This window comes from Bradyrhizobium pachyrhizi (assembly GCF_029714545.1).
Lineage (GTDB): Bacteria > Pseudomonadota > Alphaproteobacteria > Rhizobiales > Xanthobacteraceae > Bradyrhizobium > Bradyrhizobium pachyrhizi.
In genome coordinates, this window is sequence record NZ_CP121667.1 from 810,525 (window position 1) to 826,887 (window position 16,363).

General features: G+C 65.5%; 17 protein-coding genes. 6 read left to right on the forward strand and 11 right to left on the reverse strand.

From position 1 onward, the window contains the following. Positions 1–99 precede the first annotated feature (99 nt). The 6 genes from QA639_RS03665 to QA639_RS03690 all read right to left on the reverse strand — a co-directional run bounded on the left by QA639_RS03665 (position 100) and on the right by QA639_RS03690 (position 7,646). Complete coding sequence (locus QA639_RS03665; RefSeq protein ID WP_028335922.1) at positions 100–1,596, reverse strand: sugar ABC transporter ATP-binding protein; 1,497 nt, start codon at positions 1,594–1,596, stop codon at positions 100–102. Beyond that, positions 1,593–2,690: an SMP-30/gluconolactonase/LRE family protein gene (locus QA639_RS03670; RefSeq protein WP_028335921.1), complete on the reverse strand. Its 1,098-nt coding sequence runs from the start codon at positions 2,688–2,690 to the stop codon at positions 1,593–1,595. Before QA639_RS03670 ends, QA639_RS03665 begins: the two co-directional genes overlap by 4 nt. Beyond that, positions 2,687–4,810, reverse strand: a complete 2,124-nt coding sequence (locus QA639_RS03675; RefSeq protein WP_069279183.1) for an ABC transporter permease — start codon at positions 4,808–4,810, stop codon at positions 2,687–2,689. The genes QA639_RS03670 and QA639_RS03675 overlap by 4 nt, the downstream gene beginning before the upstream one ends. A 76-nt stretch (positions 4,811–4,886) precedes the next feature. Next, positions 4,887–5,903, reverse strand: a complete 1,017-nt coding sequence (locus QA639_RS03680) for a sugar ABC transporter substrate-binding protein (RefSeq protein WP_028335919.1) — start codon at positions 5,901–5,903, stop codon at positions 4,887–4,889. Positions 5,904–5,946: 43 nt separating this feature from the next. Next, positions 5,947–6,918, reverse strand: a complete 972-nt coding sequence (locus tag QA639_RS03685) for an ABC transporter permease (protein WP_283089188.1) — start codon at positions 6,916–6,918, stop codon at positions 5,947–5,949. A gap of 20 nt (positions 6,919–6,938) precedes the next feature. Then, positions 6,939–7,646: a TetR/AcrR family transcriptional regulator gene (locus QA639_RS03690; RefSeq protein WP_283090541.1), complete on the reverse strand. Its 708-nt coding sequence runs from the start codon at positions 7,644–7,646 to the stop codon at positions 6,939–6,941. A gap of 393 nt (positions 7,647–8,039) precedes the next feature. Between QA639_RS03690 and QA639_RS03695 the strand changes: the two genes are divergently transcribed. Continuing rightward, on the forward strand, positions 8,040–8,216 hold the full coding sequence (locus tag QA639_RS03695; protein ID WP_346283717.1) for a hypothetical protein: 177 nt from the start codon (positions 8,040–8,042) through the stop codon (positions 8,214–8,216). Between the two features lie 108 nt (positions 8,217–8,324). Here QA639_RS03695 and QA639_RS03700 read toward each other — a convergent pair whose 3' ends face one another. The 5 genes from QA639_RS03700 to QA639_RS03720 all read right to left on the reverse strand — a co-directional run bounded on the left by QA639_RS03700 (position 8,325) and on the right by QA639_RS03720 (position 11,519). Further along, positions 8,325–9,587: an MFS transporter gene (locus QA639_RS03700; RefSeq protein WP_157343499.1), complete on the reverse strand. Its 1,263-nt coding sequence runs from the start codon at positions 9,585–9,587 to the stop codon at positions 8,325–8,327. Then, positions 9,584–9,913 carry a hypothetical protein gene (locus QA639_RS03705; protein ID WP_283089189.1) on the reverse strand — a complete coding sequence of 110 codons (330 nt, stop codon included), beginning with the start codon at positions 9,911–9,913 and terminating at the stop codon, positions 9,584–9,586. The genes QA639_RS03700 and QA639_RS03705 overlap by 4 nt, the downstream gene beginning before the upstream one ends. Further along, on the reverse strand, positions 9,900–10,490 hold the full coding sequence (locus QA639_RS03710; protein WP_283089190.1) for an isochorismatase family protein: 591 nt from the start codon (positions 10,488–10,490) through the stop codon (positions 9,900–9,902). Before QA639_RS03710 ends, QA639_RS03705 begins: the two co-directional genes overlap by 14 nt. Positions 10,491–10,531: 41 nt before the next feature. Then, positions 10,532–10,984 carry a MarR family winged helix-turn-helix transcriptional regulator gene (locus QA639_RS03715; RefSeq protein WP_157343505.1) on the reverse strand — a complete coding sequence of 151 codons (453 nt, stop codon included), beginning with the start codon at positions 10,982–10,984 and terminating at the stop codon, positions 10,532–10,534. Between the two features lie 220 nt (positions 10,985–11,204). Continuing rightward, complete coding sequence (locus QA639_RS03720) at positions 11,205–11,519, reverse strand: hypothetical protein (protein ID WP_244978514.1); 315 nt, start codon at positions 11,517–11,519, stop codon at positions 11,205–11,207. Between the two features lie 248 nt (positions 11,520–11,767). On the opposite strand from QA639_RS03720, the gene QA639_RS03725 reads away from it, so the two are divergent. From QA639_RS03725 to QA639_RS03745, 5 genes are all read left to right on the forward strand, one after another. Further along, positions 11,768–12,838, forward strand: a complete 1,071-nt coding sequence (locus QA639_RS03725; RefSeq protein WP_050384643.1) for a sensor histidine kinase — start codon at positions 11,768–11,770, stop codon at positions 12,836–12,838. Between the two features lie 49 nt (positions 12,839–12,887). After that, positions 12,888–13,544 carry a response regulator transcription factor gene (locus QA639_RS03730; RefSeq protein ID WP_283089191.1) on the forward strand — a complete coding sequence of 219 codons (657 nt, stop codon included), beginning with the start codon at positions 12,888–12,890 and terminating at the stop codon, positions 13,542–13,544. A gap of 160 nt (positions 13,545–13,704) precedes the next feature. Continuing rightward, positions 13,705–14,058 (forward strand): hypothetical protein, encoded by a 354-nt coding sequence (locus QA639_RS03735; protein WP_244482029.1) that lies wholly within the window; start codon positions 13,705–13,707, stop codon positions 14,056–14,058. A gap of 1 nt (position 14,059) precedes the next feature. Further along, entirely contained in the window at positions 14,060–15,811 is a 1,752-nt protein-coding gene (locus QA639_RS03740) for an OmpA family protein (RefSeq protein WP_283089192.1), read from the forward strand. Next, positions 15,811–16,311, forward strand: a complete 501-nt coding sequence (locus tag QA639_RS03745; RefSeq protein ID WP_157343509.1) for a Rab family GTPase — start codon at positions 15,811–15,813, stop codon at positions 16,309–16,311. Before QA639_RS03740 ends, QA639_RS03745 begins: the two co-directional genes overlap by 1 nt. Positions 16,312–16,363: the final 52 nt, after the last annotated feature.

Genomic DNA, 16,363 nt, shown 5'->3' on the forward strand with positions numbered 1-16,363 from the left:
ACCGTACCTGCCTGGGCGATGGCCGATGATCATATCCGGGCGCGCGATCTGCTGCGGTATGGCGTGGCGGGCCCGCCGTGACGCAAGCCCGTTGCAGCATCAATGAATCGCCGCGTACATGATCTTCTCCTCGGTGGCTTCGAGCGCGGAGAATTCCTCCACCACCTTGCCCTGGCGCGAGACCAGGATGCGATCGGACAGCGCCATGATCTCGGGCAGATAGGACGAGATCACCACCACCGCCTTGCCCTCGTCGGCGAGCTGGTTGATCAGCTCGTGGATCTCGACGATGGCGCCGACGTCGACGCCGCGGGTCGGTTCGTCGAAGATGATCAGCTCGGGCTCCTGCACCAGCGATTTGGCGATCACCACCTTCTGCTGGTTGCCGCCTGACAGCTCGACCACCTTGGCCTCGTCGCCGATGGCGCGAACCTTCAAACGCTGGGTCCAGGTCTTGCCGACCGAATTGGTCTCGCGCCGCGACAGCATCATGCGCCCCCCGGGAAACTTCGAAAGCAGGCCGAGATAGATGTTGCGGGCGATCGAGGCGGTTTCGAAGAAGCCTTCGACCTTGCGATCCTCGGTCACATAGGCGATGCCGGCCTTGACCGCCGGGGCCGGAACCCGGTAGCGCACCGGCTTGTCGTGCAGCAGGATCTCGCCGCCGTGGAAGAAGTCGCGCTTCAACACGCCGGATACGATCTTGAAGGTCTCGGTGCGGCCGGCGCCGACCAGGCCGAACACGCCGGTGATCTGCCCTGCAAATACCGACAGCGAATTGTTCTTCACCATCGGCGCCATCTTGAGGTTCTGCACCGTGAGCACGCGCGCCCCTGCCGGCCGGACGCTGGTCTTCCGCGCGCCATACAGCGTGTTGGAGAGGTCGCGTCCGACCATCGCCTGTACGATCGCCGCGCGGTCGAATTTCGCCGCGTCGTCGGTGATGACATGCTTGCCGTCGCGCAACACGGTGATGCGGTCGGCGAGCAGCAGCGCCTCTTCCAGCGCGTGCGAGATGAAGACGATCGAGACGCCGCGCTTCTTGAGGTCACGGACCAGGTCGAAGAAGTATTTCTTCTCTTCCGGCGTCAGCGACGCGGTCGGCTCGTCGAAGATGATGACCTTGGCCTTGTGCAGAACCGCACGCGCGATTTCCACCATCTGCTTCTTGGCCGCGCCGAGCCCGCTCACGGTCGCGGTCGGCGTCACGTCGAAATTCAGCGATTGCAGGAATTGCTGGGCGGCGATGTAGATGCCGCGCAGCCGGTTGTAGAATTTCTCCTGCCCGAGGAACAGGTTTTGCGCGACCGTCATGGTCGGCACCAGGCTGTTCTCCTGGAACACCATGGCGATGCCGAGATTGCGCGCCTCGAGCGGCGTGCGCGGCGCGACCTCCGCGCCATCGACACTCATGCCGCCCGAGGTCAAGGTCACGACACCGGCCATCACCTTGGTCAGCGTCGACTTGCCGGCGCCATTCTCGCCGACCAGCGCGTGAATCTCGCCGCGGCGCAGATCGAAGTCGACGCCCTCAATGGCGGGGACGCCCGCGTAAAGCTTGGTGGCCTTGCGCAGGGAAAGCACGGTGTCGCTCATGAGCCTGTCTCCTCGGCGAGCCCGGCGAGGGGCAGTTTCAGCACGCGGCCCGGTCCCTTGGCGATCAGCACAAGGTCGCCGCCCAGCTCGAGCGCCGCGACGACACCGTGATTGACGCCGTCGACCCGGCTGTGCAGCGAATACAGCGGCTTGCCGGCCTCGCTCAGCCGGATGACGAGGCCGTAGGAGCGCGGCGGCGCCCACGGCTTGATCACGCCCATCGTCTTGATGTGCGCGCCCTGCATCGGCTCCTTGAAGGAAAAGCCCGAGCGCAGCCGCGGCGCCACCCAATAGGCCGGGTCGATCTCGGCCATCATGCGGCGCCGGTAGGCCGGCTCGCGCAGCACGAACTCGATCAACTGGGTGCGTGCGGTGAATGCGGTGAGCCAATAGCCGCCGCCCGCGGCCTTCGACAGCCGCGACGGATAGACGGGGAGGTGACCGAGCACGACCTGCGGCGGCCGTCCATTGGAGACGAGGACGAGGCGATGCCGCCAGCTCTCGCTGACCAGCACGCCGTCGCCCCGCGCGCAGGCGCCGAAGGCGTAGCCGAGCTTCGATGCCAGCGGCTGCACCGATCTGGTCCCGGGGTCGAGCCGGAACACGCGGCCGCTCCGGTTGAGCTCCATCAGGTCGCGCGCCCAATCATCGATGCCGCAGGTCGCCGAGCCGTCGGTTGCGATCAGGGTGCCATCGCCGGCCTGCGTCAGCGCGTTGATCGCGTTGAAGGCGGCGTCGCTGAACGTCACGCTCGGCTCGCCCGACGAGGGATCGGCGTAGAGCCGCACCTCGCGGCCGCCGAGCGCGACCGCGATGCCGCCGCCGGCGATCGCGCAGAGCGCCGAGATCGGCTGCTCGAAGCTGCGCAGCTCGGCCGCTCCGCCGCCGTCGAGGCGCAGTAGACGCCGGCCGTCGGCGACATAGAGGTTGCGGCCGTCGGTTGCGAGATCCTCGGGCGCCTCGCATTCCAGCAGGGTGGTCGCAGATTCCAGTTTCTGGTTCGGCTTGAGTGCGCCGTCGAACGACGGCACGGTGATGGTGGCCTCACCACGGCCGAGAAAGCGGTTGGCGAAATCCCTGACGGCCGCGATCACGACAGCTTCCCCCAGCGCTTGTCATACTGCACGAAGTTCGGGTCGGCGTTCTCCAGCTTGTAGCGGCCGATCCGGTTGTTCATGATGCCGCCGAGATAGAGATAGCCGCGATGCTCGCGCATCGAGGTGATCATCGGATGGTTCTCGCCGCGCAGGTCCCAGAACGATTCGAGGATCTTGCCCTGCTCGTTGAACTTGACCACGCAACCGGTGTTGATGTTCGGGAACAGCCATTCGTCGACCGGGACGCGCTTGGCCATGCGGCGGCGGAAGCCCGGCATCTTCCAGGCAAGGTCGAGCGAGGGACTGCGCATGCCGACCAGCGCCAGCCAGTAATTGCCGTCGGAGGCGAGATTGATGTTGTCGGGATAGCCCGGCAGATTGTCCATCACCACCTCGACCTGGCCCTTCTTCGGCCCCGCGAACCACAGCCGCTTGATCGAGCAGCCGAAGGTCTCGGCGAACAGGATCGACACCCCGTCGCTGGCGACACAGATGCCGTTGGGAAATTTGAGGCCGCGCAGCGCCGTATGCGTCGCGCCGGTCTTGGTGTCGTAGCAGATGATGCGACCGTTGCCGCGCGCCTCGAGGCCGTCGATCGGCCATTCGTCCATCTCGTAGCGCACGGTGGCTTCCGAGAAGAAGATCAGGCCGTCGTCGGTGATGTCGAGGTCGTCGGCCAGCCGCAGGCGGCTGTCGTCGTTCACCGAATGCATGCTGCGGTTGGTCTCGTCGGTCGCCTTCTCCACGGTGCCGTCGGGCGTGATGCGGTAGAGACCCATGCCGCCGATGCAGACATAGAGATTGTCCTGCCGGTCGAACGCCATGCCGAGCGGCTGACCGCCGATATGGGCGAACACCTCCATCCGCTGATAATCGGGCGCATGGAAGCGGATGATGTCGCCATGGCGCGAGCCGGCGTAGAGATTGTTGTTGCGATCGAGGATCACGTCCTCGGGCGCCTCGATGCGGCCGAGGCCGATCAATTCGACGTCGCGCAGCTTGTCGTTCTGCTCGAACGGGCCGCCCTGGCCGATCTCGGTGGCCGGCGGCGGCGGCAGCGCGTGATAGGTCGGCGCGACATAGACCTTGCTGATGATGCGGGTGCGGTTCTTCTGCCAGCGGATGTCGACCATCGCCGCGACCAGCAGGATGCCCGCCAGTGCCATGCGGTTGATGCCGCCCCTTGCATTGAGCGTGGTGAGGCCATTGGTGATCAAAAGCACGATCAGCACGCCGACCAGCGATTTGGCGACCGAGCCCTTGCCGCCGCCGAGCGTGATGCCGCCGAGCACGGTCGCGGTCAGCACGATCACCTCGAGGCCGACGCCGATGTCGCCCCCGACGGTGCCGAGCCGGGCCGCGAAGAAAAGCGCGGCGATGCTGGTCAGCACGCCGCTTGCAACATAGCAGAGCGCGATGGTGCGGCGGACCGGAATGCCGGAATTGTAGGCCGAACGGCGCGAGCCGCCGATCGCGGTGATGTGCCAGCCCGGGCGCAGCCGCGTCATGAAGATATGGCCGAAGATCGCGATCGCGATGTAGACCAAGGCGACGCTCGGAATGCCGAACACGTCGCCGCCGCCGATGAAATTCCAGGACGGGATGTCGGGGAAGGCCGCGGCGATTGAATTGGAATAGCGCTGGATCAACAGATCGAACGCCGAGCGGTAGATGATCAGGGTGATCAGCGTGGTGATAAAGGCGCGTAGCCGCAGATATCCGATCAAGACGCCGTTGACGGCGCCGAGCAGTGCACCGCAGACGAGGGTGGCGACCACCACCGCGGGAACCGGCCAGTTCAGCACGTCGAGCAGATAGAGCGCGCAGAAATCCGTCAGCGCGAAGATCGAGCCGACCGACAGATCGATGCCGCCGACGATGACGACCAGCGCCATGCCGAGGCCGATGAAGCCGATCTCGCCGGCCTGCCGCGCGGTGTCGGCAAGGCTCGACGGCGACAGGAAGTGATCGATGGAACGGCTGAGCGCGAAGCCGACGATCAAAAGCAGGATCACCGGTATCGCGGTCTCGGTCCAACGCTTGGACAGGATCTCGCCGAGGAGATGATCCGGCCAGTAGCGGTAACGCAGGCTCGTCAGGGTGTCGCGCATCGGCATTCCAGCAAGGCGTTCGATTTGGGGAGATCGACGTCCCGGGCGAGGCCGCCCGGGACGTCGAGCGGGAATGGCCGGACTATTTCTTCAGGTCACTCAGATTCCAGCACGCGGTCTGGCTGTCCGCGTTCTCCTTGGTGATCGGAATCAGCGTCGTGTATTCCGAACCCTTGACCGAGCCGGCCTTGGCGCCCGACGACAGCAGCCATTTGATCGTGCCGGCCATCTGCGCGGCCTGGGTCGGAACGTCGTAGCTCATGTTGAGATCGAACGCGCCGGACTTCACCAGCTCGCAAGCGCCCTTGCGCTCGCCGCCGCCGGAGGTCGCGACGAACACCTTGCCGGTCAGGCCGGCTTCCTTCACCGCAGCGGCGGTGCCGATGTCCATGCCGTCCCAGAAGCCGACGATGCCGCAGAGATCAGGATTCTGCTTCAGCACGGTCTGGGTGATCGCCTTGGCCTTCGCGGCATCCCAGTCGGCCGCCTGGCTCGAGACCACCTTGATCTCCGGATGCTTGGCGAGCACGTTCTCGACGCCCTTGAGCGTGTAGGCACTGGCGGCCGCCGAGAGCGCGCCCTGCACGATGGCGATCTTGTTCGATTTGCCCTGGCAGGCCTTCACAACCGCTTCGGTATCCCGCTCGCCGATCTCGATCCAGTTGGCGCCGACAAAGGCCGACGAGCGATACGCCGACCCCATGTTGATCTGGATCACGTAGATGCCTTCGTTCTCGGCGCGCTGCAGCAACTTGGCGTAGGTCTGCACGTCCGGATTGTGGATCACCATCACGGCCGGCTTCTCCGAGATCAGCGAGGTCACCGCCTGCGCGCCGGCATTGGTGTTCCAGTTGGGGTCGCGGATCTCGAACTTCACGCCGAAGGGCTCGAGCTCCTTCTTCATGCCGGCGTACCAGCCTTCGGTGAGGTCGAAGTTCATGGCGACCGGAACGTAGGCCACCGTCTTGCCGGCGAGAGCTTCCCTGAACGGCTTCTGGAACGGCTCGTCCAGGCCCTGCTGGGCCAGAGCCGGGGCGGCGATGGCGGCAAGACCGAGCGCTGCGGCAATCACCTTTGCAGTCCTGACAGCGTATTTCATTGCTTCCTCCTTGGTCGTGATTGAAATGTTCTTGTGGCTTGGTTCAGATGTCGCCCTGCTGTGCCGTTTCTTCGTTGCGCGGATTCAGGAATGAATCCGTGATGACGGCGAGCAGCAGGACGACACCCTTGACGAGATTCTGTCCGGCGTAGGAAATGTCCATGATGGTCATGCCGTTCAGCATGGTGCCGATCAGCAGCGTGCCGATGATGACGTTGAGCACGCCGCCGCGGCCGCCCGACAGGCCGATGCCGCCGAGCACGACGACAAGGATGACGTCGTAGATCAGGGTCGAATTGAAGATGCGGGTCGGCATCGAGTTGACCGATGCCGCCATCACCAGGCCCGCGAAGCAGCCGATCAGCGCCGCGACGACGTATTGCAGCACGATGATCGAGCGCGAGGGGATGCCGGTGACGCGGGCGGCGTAGGGATTATCGCCGATCGCGTAGATATAGGCGCCCCAGCGCGTCTGGCGCAGCAGGAACGCGACCACGACGCAGGCGATCGCGAACATCACGATCGAGGTCGGAATGCCAAGGATGGTGCCTTGTCCGAGCCGCTCGAAGCCCTTCATGCCGTCACTCCACTGCACGACGTCGAGCTGAAACAGCGCGGCCTGCCCGAGGCCGGCGAGCAGCAGGCCGGTCGCCAGCGTCGCAAACAGCGAAGGGACCTCGGCGTAGGCGATCAGCCAGCCATTGACCAGACCGAACGCGATCGTGAGCAGCACGGCCGTAGCGAGCGCGGCCGGCAGCGAGTGGCCGTTCTGCACCATCTGCAGCACGAGCCCCGGCGGCACCGCGAGGGCTGCGATCAGCGAGATGTCGATGCCGCGCCCGATCACGACGATCGCCATCGCAAGGCCGAGGATGCCGAGCACCGCGACGTTCTGCAGCAGCGTTAGCATGTTCTCCGGCGTCAGGAAGCCGCGCAGGAAGATCGAGAACGCCAGGAACAGCACGGCAAAGACGGCGAAGACGATCTCCTGTTGATTGAACCGCAATCGCTTCATTGCCTCGTCCTTCCTTGCGTCTATAGGTGCGCCGTCTGCCTGGATCTCGTGCGGGAGCCGGTCGCGACGCGGCCGGGCCGCGGCTTGCCCGCGACCGCAGCGTCGGCAAACGTGTTGACGGCGTTGATGTAGGTCTCGATCGAGGTGCCGCGTCTGCGGTATTTCCATCGCTTGACGTACCAGTCCTGCAGCAGCGGCTTGATCAGCGAGGCCGTCAGCGTGACCTGGTCGATCGCGAAGACGCCGCTGGCGACGCCCTGCTTGAGGACGCCGGCGATGATCTTCTCGGTCATCACCTCCATCTCGATGGCGCGCTGGCGCTCTGCCGGCGGAAACGACTTCGCTTCCATGAAGCAGAACACGAACCAGGGCTGCATCGCCTCGCTCATGCGGACATGGGTCGCGATGATCCAGTGCAGATGCTTGCGCGCATCCTGCTTCACGTCGGCGGGCGGCGAGTTGAGGACCTCCGCCACCGTCTCGGCGACTTCGCCGAGGATCATCGACAGCAGCGTCGGCTTGCTGTCGAAATAGGTATAGAGGCCGCCCATGCTGAGGCCGGAGGCCTCCGCGAGCTGGCGCAGCGTGGTGGCGTGAAAGCCGTGCTTGTTGGAAAGCGTCAGCGTGGCGCCGATGATGCGCGTGAGATTCGGAACGGCGAGATGGGTTTTCTGGACCCGGATGGAATCCCGATGACGTTCGAGGATGCGCGCACAAAGCACGTCCATCGCGAACGCATTCGCCGTCCCCGGTCGCTGACGCGCGAGACCCACGTTGCCTCCCTGGCTATGCTCCCGGACCATTTCATTTTGTTGCTGGTCCGGGCTGGGCTTTACGCCCTTGCGTAATTCCTAGCCCACGAAACGGCGCCCGGAAAAGGGGGATAATGAAATTTTCTGAGAGAGCGCTCGCTCGTTTTTTGGTCCGTGGCCGTGTTGCCGAGCCTGGGCGCGGCGGCGTTCCGGCCATCGTCGGGAACTTTTCGCGCTGAAAGCGCAGCACAAATTCCCGGTGCTCTGGTCGACCAGCACGCCAGGTTAGACGGCCGTCACATTTCCGATCACGGGCGTGTGGGAAACTGGAGAGAGCAACGGTTTGCTGATTCGATGCGAAAGTCCGACGTGACGTGCCCCCATTGCCAGGCCGGCTATCGCCGGATCGAATTGACGTCGAAGGGCGGCGTCGCGGGTGAGTTTCGATGCCTGGTGTGCGACAACATTATCGAGCTGATGGACGGCTCGACCGATGTCGCCTTTCGGCTGACCGTGCAGCCGGGCAAGACGTCCTACGTTTACTAGACCAGCGATTCCATAAAGCCAGCTCATGGAGGCGCTCGTCCGGTATCGTCATTCCGGGGCGATGCGCGCCCCGGAATGACGACATCAGACGGTTCGCGTCAGCGATGATCAACGTTGCTGCGGCAGGTTGACCTCGCTCCTTCGCGCCTCCTGGCTGCGGCGCTCGGCCTCGCCGCCCGATCGGGACAGCATGCCGATCGCGACGATCGCCGCGGCAAAGCCGGCGGCGGCGCCGACGCCGAGTGCCCAGCGCGGGCCGAGGTGATCGGCGACCCAGCCGACGATCGGTGCGCCGATCGGCGTGCCGCCGAGTGCAACGCCGAGCCGCAGCGCCATCACACGTCCGCGCATCGCGGGCTCGGTCGAGAGCTGCATCAGCGCGTTCGAGGTGTTGGTGACGGTCAGTGCGGCGACGCCGATCACGACCAGCGCCGCGGCGAACAGCCAATAGCTCGGCGCCAATGCGGCGAGCGTGCAGCCCAGCCCGAAGATCGCGGCGCCCAGCATCAGCGAGCCGAAGCGCGGCTCCTCGCGGCTCGCGGCAAGCAGCGCGCCCGACATCGTTCCGAGCGCCATCATCGACGACAGCAGGCCGAAGCCGCGCGCGTCGGTGTGGAACACGCCGACCGCCATGGTGGAAATGAAGATCGGAAAGTTCAGTCCGAAGGTCCCGATCAGGAACAGCATGATCAGCGTCGCCCTGAGATCGGGGCGGGACCAGACATAGTGGAAACCCTGCATCACGCTGCCCTTGGTGCGATGGGCCCGCGCGTTCGGACGCAGCTCGGAGGTGCGCAGCAGGGTCAGCGACGTCAGCACCGCCAGGAACGAGGTGCCGTTGAACAGGAACGCCCAGCCTGTGCCGACGGAGGCGATGATGAGACCGGCGACGGCCGGGCCGATCATGCGCGCGGCGTTGAACGAGGTCGAGTTCAGCGCGATCGCATTCGACAGATTGGTATCGCTGACCAGCTCGGCGACGAAGGTCTGCCGCACCGGGGCATCGAGCGCCGCCGCGCAGCCGAACAGGAACGCGAAGGTGTAGACGTGCCAGAGCTGCACCAGCCCGGTGACGGTGAGAATGCCGAGGATGAGTGCCAGCGCGCCCATCGTCGCCTGGGTCGCCATCAGCAGCTTGCGCTGGTTGAAATGATCGGCGGCAAAGCCGGTCCACGGCATCAATAATAGTTGTGGCCCGAATTGCAGCGCCATCACGATGCCGACGGCGGACGCGCTGTGATTGGTCAGCTGGGTGAGAACCAGCCAGTCCTGCGCCGCGCGCTGCATCCAGGTGCCGATGTTGGACACCAGCGCGCCGGCCGCCCAGACCCGGTAGTTGAAGCTCGCGAGCGATCGAAAGATGCGTCTCATGTTCTCTGAGGTTGATTCCCGCCGTGAAACCGCCCGAACCGCCGCGCCAGGAACAGGCCGATCAGAAGACCGCCGAGACCGAGCGCTACGACGTCGCTGGTGGTTCGCAAGCCGAAGTCGCCGACGCGGCAAACCAGCAGATATCCGAGCGCGAGGTTGAAGAAGCCCCACACGATGTTGACGGTCGACGAGGACAGGCCTTCGCCGGGCGGCTTGGCGAACGGGCTCTGGAACGCTTCGCCCATCATGCCGGCGACGACGTGGGGGATCGCATTGGTGAGAAAGGCGCCGCCGAAGAAATAGGCGACGAGGTCAAGCCAGTTCATGCGCGTTGGTCCTTTCAACGAGATCGATGATCGCCTGCGTCGAGCCGGTCTCGCCGAGCCGCGGGAACACGTGTTCGATGCTGTAGGCATGCGCGTGCGGCCGCGCGTCGGTCATGGCGTCGGTCGCGAGCGTGACGTTGAAGCCCGCTTCATAGGCCTGTCTCGCCGTCGATTCGACGCCGCCGGCGGTGGCGACGCCGGCGATCACGACTTGCCTGACGCCGCGCGCTCTCAGCAGGCCTTCGAGGTCGGTGCTGGCAAATGCGCCTCGCGTTCGCTTGGTCACGACGATGTCGCTGGGCTGTGGGTCGAGTTCCGGAATGAGATCTGTCCATCCGTCGGGAAGCGGGCCGCCAAATGGATTTCCTTGGCGCGGCGCTTGCTCGGTTCGTCCCGGCGAGCTGCCGTCGACATTGACCAGCGCGACCGGCAGACCGCGCCGTCGGAACGCAGCGCCAAGCGCGGTGGCGCGAGCCACGATGTCGCCGATCGGATGGGCGAAGGGCCAGCCCATGAGGCCGCTTTGTAGATCGATGACGATCAATGCGGTGATCGGATCGAGCGTCGTCAGGGCCATGGTCGTTACCTTTCTCGCAAGCTGTCGCGGTGTAGCCCGCCTCAATCCTCGACCAGCCGCTTCAGTAAGCCGACGGCGACGGCGAGTTCGTCCTGTTCCCGCGCCGACAGCCGTGCGGCGATGGTGCGCGACAGCCAGTCCTGCCGCGCGGCGCGGCCGGTGCGCAGCCGCTCGCGGCAGCTATCGGTGAGCGACATGATGGTCTGCCGGCCGTCGTCCGGATCCGGCGCGCCGCGGACCAGGCCCGCGGCCTCGAGCGCCGATATCGCCGAGCTCATCGACTGCGGACGCATGCCCTCCGATCGCGCCAGGCTGGACACGGTCGCGGGGCCGTCCTTTTCGAGGCGAAGCAGCACCGCGACCTGGGAAGGCGGGAGGTCCTCGCGCTGACCCTGCTCGCGAAGCCGCCGCTTCAGCGTTCCAATCAACAGGCGAAGATCTTCGGCCAGCGCGGATGTGCGCGCCGAGCCGGGGCGGACCGGTACATTGCTCATGCCGGATCGGATAGCATATATGAAGGTAAACTGTAAAGATTATCTTCGCAGTTTATCTGCATACGTGTCCCGCTGCAGCGAGCTGGCTGGTCTGACGCTCTTCGCAGCCGGATCGGCGCGGCCGTGACAGCGTCCGCGCGCGCGTGACTCCGGCCAAGCCTCGGCGGGGAAATGAAATGGATGGTGAGGGCTTCGAGCGCCTCAGCGCAATGGCGCGCGCTCACTCGGGCGCAGCGTCGCTGCTTGCCGCGGCTTCATACATCTCGCGCGCGCGCCTGGTCACGGCCGCATAGCGCGCCGTTGCGCTGAGGCTCATCAGGCCGGCGCGCACCAGTCCGAGAATGGCGCGTCGGGAGTGGAACGGTCCGGTTTTGCTCGCGGCATATCCGCGCGGATAGAGCTGCAGGCGGCCGGCGAGCGCTTCCTGCAATGCCATCTTCTGGGTTGCGCTCAGGCGCCGGCGCCGCGCAGGCTTGTTTGCTTCCGCCAGCATGCGCAGCTCGATGCCTGACGGTTTGCGTGGTGCGCCCTTCATTGTCAGCTCACATTCCGGCCGACTGGCGCGACCTTCCGCGAGGCCCGGCGCCCGGCCGGCATCGCCATGGACGCCGGCATTTGGCACATCATGGCTTGCGCTGTTGCTCATTCCTGAGACAGAACCGCATTTCGAGCAGCCACGGCATCTGACGAAGGTCAGGACCGGTTGTGACGAAAGTCATATTCGTTTGCGACCGCTGCCGGCTTACGCCAGAGTGGGCTGCTCGCTGAGCTGATGGGCAACGCATGATCGATCTGAGCGCGGATTTGCTTGCGGCCGCAGAAGCCGACGTCATCGGTCTCGCCGTCATCGGCGCCGATCGAAGCATGCAGCGGAAGATCGGCCGGCTGGTCGAGTGGCTTCCCGCAACCGGCGTCGACTGCTGCGAGTGCGTGTTGCTGGTCGGCATGGAAGCCGAGTTGGCGGCGCTTGCCAGCGGCCAGCGGGACATGATCGCGCTGGCCGGTGTGCGCGGCGCGTCGCCTGACATCACGCAGCCGATGACGGCGGTCGTGCTGTGGAACGGCGCGCGGTCGCATTACTTCGTCATCGCCATGCCGGATTTTGCCGGCCGCCAGGTCGAAACGCTGCTCGGCAGTGAGCGCCGCGCCCGGCGCCTGATGGAGCAGCAGCTCGAGGCGGCGAGCGCGGAGGTGCGCTTTGCCTCGCTGGCGCGAACGCGGCTGCGGCTGGCGCGCGATCTGCACGATACGCTGGTGCACTCGATCGTGGCGCTGCTGACCCAGATACGGCTGATCCGGCATTATTTGTCGGCCGATCCCGCTCGTGTGGCGGACAGCCTTGCGACAGCTGAAGATGCGGCCGCGAGCGGCCTTTCGCGTGCCCGCGAAGCCATCGATCGCCTGCGCACGCCCGACGACCTGAAGCTCGATCCCGATGTCGAGGGGCTGCTGAGCGACTTTGCCGCACGCAGCGGCGTCAGGGTGTCGATCCAGATCGACGAAGCGGCGCGCCCCGGCCTGCGCGATTGCGGCTTGACGGTTCAGCGCATTCTCAGCGAGGCACTGCGCAATGTTCAGACGCACGCGCAGGCGCGCCGCGTCTCCTTTCACGCCTTCGACGAACCGGCCGCGGTCGGCCGCAAGCTGATTGTCGAGATCCGCGATGACGGCCGCGGCTTCGATCCCGCGGTCCCGACGCCAGGACATTTCGGATTGATTGGAATGGCCGAATTTGCTGAACTTGTCGGCGGCAGCTGCGCGGTGGAGAGCGCGCCCGGGCAGGGAACGCTGGTCCGGATCTCGCTCCCCGTGGCGGTGCCGCCGGCGGTATCCGCCGGCGTGCTGGCCGATTGAATTCGTTGCCGCGCATGCAACGCGTTTTCGAGAGGATGACGGAAAGCCCGTGAGCAGAATTGAGAAGATACGGGTGCTGATCGCCGAGGATCAGACGCTGATCAGGGAGGGTATCGCGACGCTGCTCGCCCAGCAGAACGACGATTTCGAGATCCTTCCCGGTGCGGCCGATGGCGAGCAGGCCATCGAATTCGCGCGGCGCTATCGGCCGGACGTCATCCTGATGGATCTGCAGATGCCGCGGGTCGACGGCATCGCCGCGACCCAGCGGATTCTCCGCGAATTGCCGCAGACCCATATCGTGGTGCTGACGACGTTCGAGACCAACGACCTGATCTTCGAGGCAGTGAGCGCAGGCGCCAAGGCGTATCTCTTGAAGGACGCCAGGATGGAGGAGATCGCCTCGACGATCCGCGCGGTCATCAACGGCCAGTCCGGGCTTTCGCCCGGCGTCGCCGCTCGCATCCTCGACGAGTTCAAGCGGCTGCGCGGCCCGCGCATCTCGGCGAAGCTGCCGGTTCGCGACGGGCTGACGGCGCGGGAGAATGAAATTCTTACGCTGATCGTCGAGGGCAAGAGCAACACCGAGATCGGCGAGCAGCTGCATTTGGCGGAAGGAACCGTGAAGAACTATGTCAGCACGATTCTGGAGAAATGCCAGGTCAAGAACCGTACAGAACTCGCAATAAAGGCAATAACTTACTAGAAATAATTGGCCGCGATCGCACAACCACGCGGTTGATCCGGCTGAGATTGCTCGCCTTTCTCTGGGCCGCGCCCGCAAAATTGGCTATAGGGTTGTTTCGGATTTGCTTTTTGACAGGGCAGGTCCGGATTGCGCAGCTATGAGTAAGCGGGAAATGACCATGAAGGGTATCGAGCGCCAGACCAAGGATACGGATGTTCCGGCAGCCGGCAACGGCGCGGACGCCGCGGCGCATGGCATGGCGGCGATCGATCAGGTCCGCGACCTGCTGTTCGGCGGCGCGCAACGTTCGCTCGAGACCAACCTCTCGGGTCTGCGCGAGGAGATGCAGGCATCGCTCAAGCAGATGCAGGCGGACTTCACCAACGAACTCACCGCGCTTTCTGCGCGGCTCTCCGACCTCGAGCGGGATACCGAGCAGAAGCGGCTCGACTCGCTGAAGGATGTCGGCGCGGCGATCACCCAGCTCGGCTCGGTCATCAGCGGATTGGGATCCGGCCGCACGGGCAAATAGCATGGCAGCTGCTGCCGGCCAGAACCGCGAGATCGAGCAGCTCAAGACATTGCTGTTTCAGCCCGAGGCGACGCGCCTGACGTCGCTGGAGGCCGACCTCGACTCGCTGCAGCGCTATGTCGGCAACGCCGACCGCCTGGAGACGGCAACCGCGGGCATCCTGGTCGAGGCGCTGGAGCGCGCCGAGGTCAACCGGCCGCGCGAGCTCGCCAGCGCGATTGCGCCGGTCGTGGTCTCGGCGATCCGCAGCGAGATCAAGAACTCGCGCGAGCAGATGATCGAGGCGCTCTATCCGATCGTCGGCCGGCTGGTCAGCGCCGCGGTGGCGAATTCGTTCAGGGAGCTGGTTGCCTCGCTCGAGCAGCGCATCAATGCGTTGACCTCGGCGCAATTGTGGGTCGGCCGCGTCAAGTCGCTGGTGACGGGACGCCCGATCAGCGAATTCGTGCTCGCCGATCAGCCGCCGCAGATCAACCGGCTCCTGATCATCGAACGCGGCAATGGCCGCCTGATCGCGGACTGGAAGCGCGATGCGACCGCCGACGAACGCGCCGACCTGCTCAGCGCGATGGTCGCGGCGATCCTGGAGTTCTCGGTGCAGGCGCTCGCCGGCGAAGGCAATCTGCAGACGCTCGATTTCGGCGGACGGCAGCTCGCGCTGCGCGCCTCGCCCCGCTTCATCCTGGCGGCGGAGTGCCTGGGACCGCTGCGCCCCGCCGACAATGCCAGGATCAATTCGCTGTTCTTCGATGCGATCGAGCGCATCGACCGCGGCGCGGATTGCGACGGGCCGATGCTGGCGTCGCTGGCAGCCGCGATCGAGACCGACGATACGCCACGGCGGATCGCGAGCCGGCGCGGCAAGGTGATCCTGTTCGCCTTGCTCGCGGCAGTGGCCGCGCTGTTGCTCTGGCTTGCCGCGACATCGGTGACGCGCGGCCTGTTGGAGCGGCGGACCCATGCGGCGCTGGAACAGCTCGCCGCAAAGCAGCCGTTGCTGGCCTCGTTCCCGCTGCGGCTCGACTTCGATCACGGCAGCCGAAGCGTGGCCGTTTCAGGCATCGAGCCGAGCCAGCTGGAGACCGCGCCCTTGATCGATGCGCTCGCCGCGGCCGCGGCACCTTACAAGATCGTCAACCACATCGGTCTGGTGTCCGCACCGGAGCAAATGGCGGCATCGCAGGCCGGCATCGCGAGCCTGCAGCAGAGCCTGACGCGCCTGCAGGCGAGCCTCGACCAGATGCGCGAGGCGATCGGTGCGCAGGCGAAGTCGGGCGAGGAGAAATATGCCGCCCTGAGCGAGCAATATGACAAGCTCGGCGAGCAGTACGCCAAATTGGGCGAGCAGTATTCGAAGCTGCAATCCGTCGCCGATGGCCCGGCGGCGCGGCTCGACCGCTTCATCGCCACGACCGCGATCTTCTTCGTCAACAATGCCGACGAGTTCCTCGACAACGACCAGGCCGAGCAGCAGCTGCGCGAGCTCGCCGGACTAATGGCGAACAACGATCTCCGGGTGCGGATCGTCGGCTATGCCGATCAGAGCGGCACGGAAGGCACCAACCGGACGCTGGCGCGCAAGCGGGCCGAGCAGGTCCAGCGTAGGCTGACCGCGCTGGGGGTCGATCCGTCGCGGCTGATTTTGGTTTCGCGCGCGGCGACGATGCCGATCACCGACCGGCTCGACGCCACCGTCGGCGGCAACCGCCGCGTGGCGTTCGAGACGGTCTATCGAGGCGAAGTGGCCCGCTGATGCTCACCGCGAAAGTCATGCTGCTCGGCGATATGGGGGTCGGCAAGACGTCGATCCTCTATCGGCTGATCTACAACCGGTTCGAGGGCCAGTACAAATCGACGCTGGGCGTCGAGATCCTGAGCCACGACGTGGCGCCGGCGGATGGCGGCGATCCGATGCGCCTCGTGCTGTGGGACACCGACGGCGATTTCGGCACGCAGATCTTCGACACGGTCTATGTCACCGGCGCATCCGCCGCCATCATCGTGTCCGACGTCACGCGGCCGCAGACGGTGACCCGCATGGTCGAATTGGTCCGCGGCTTCGAGGAGCGCTTCCCCGGCCGGCCCTACCGGGCGCTGCTGAACAAGATCGACCTGCCGGAAGCCGCAGGCAGCGCGGGCGCGATTGCCGGACTTGCGAAGTCGAGCATCAAGTCGGTCAGCGCCAAGACCGGCGTCGGCATTGCCGAGAGCTTTGTCGAACTCGCCCAGACCATCCGCCGCCGCCAGCTCTAGCTCGAATAGCGATCGCGATGACGCTGCCCCCCTCTCCCCGTTTTTACGGGGA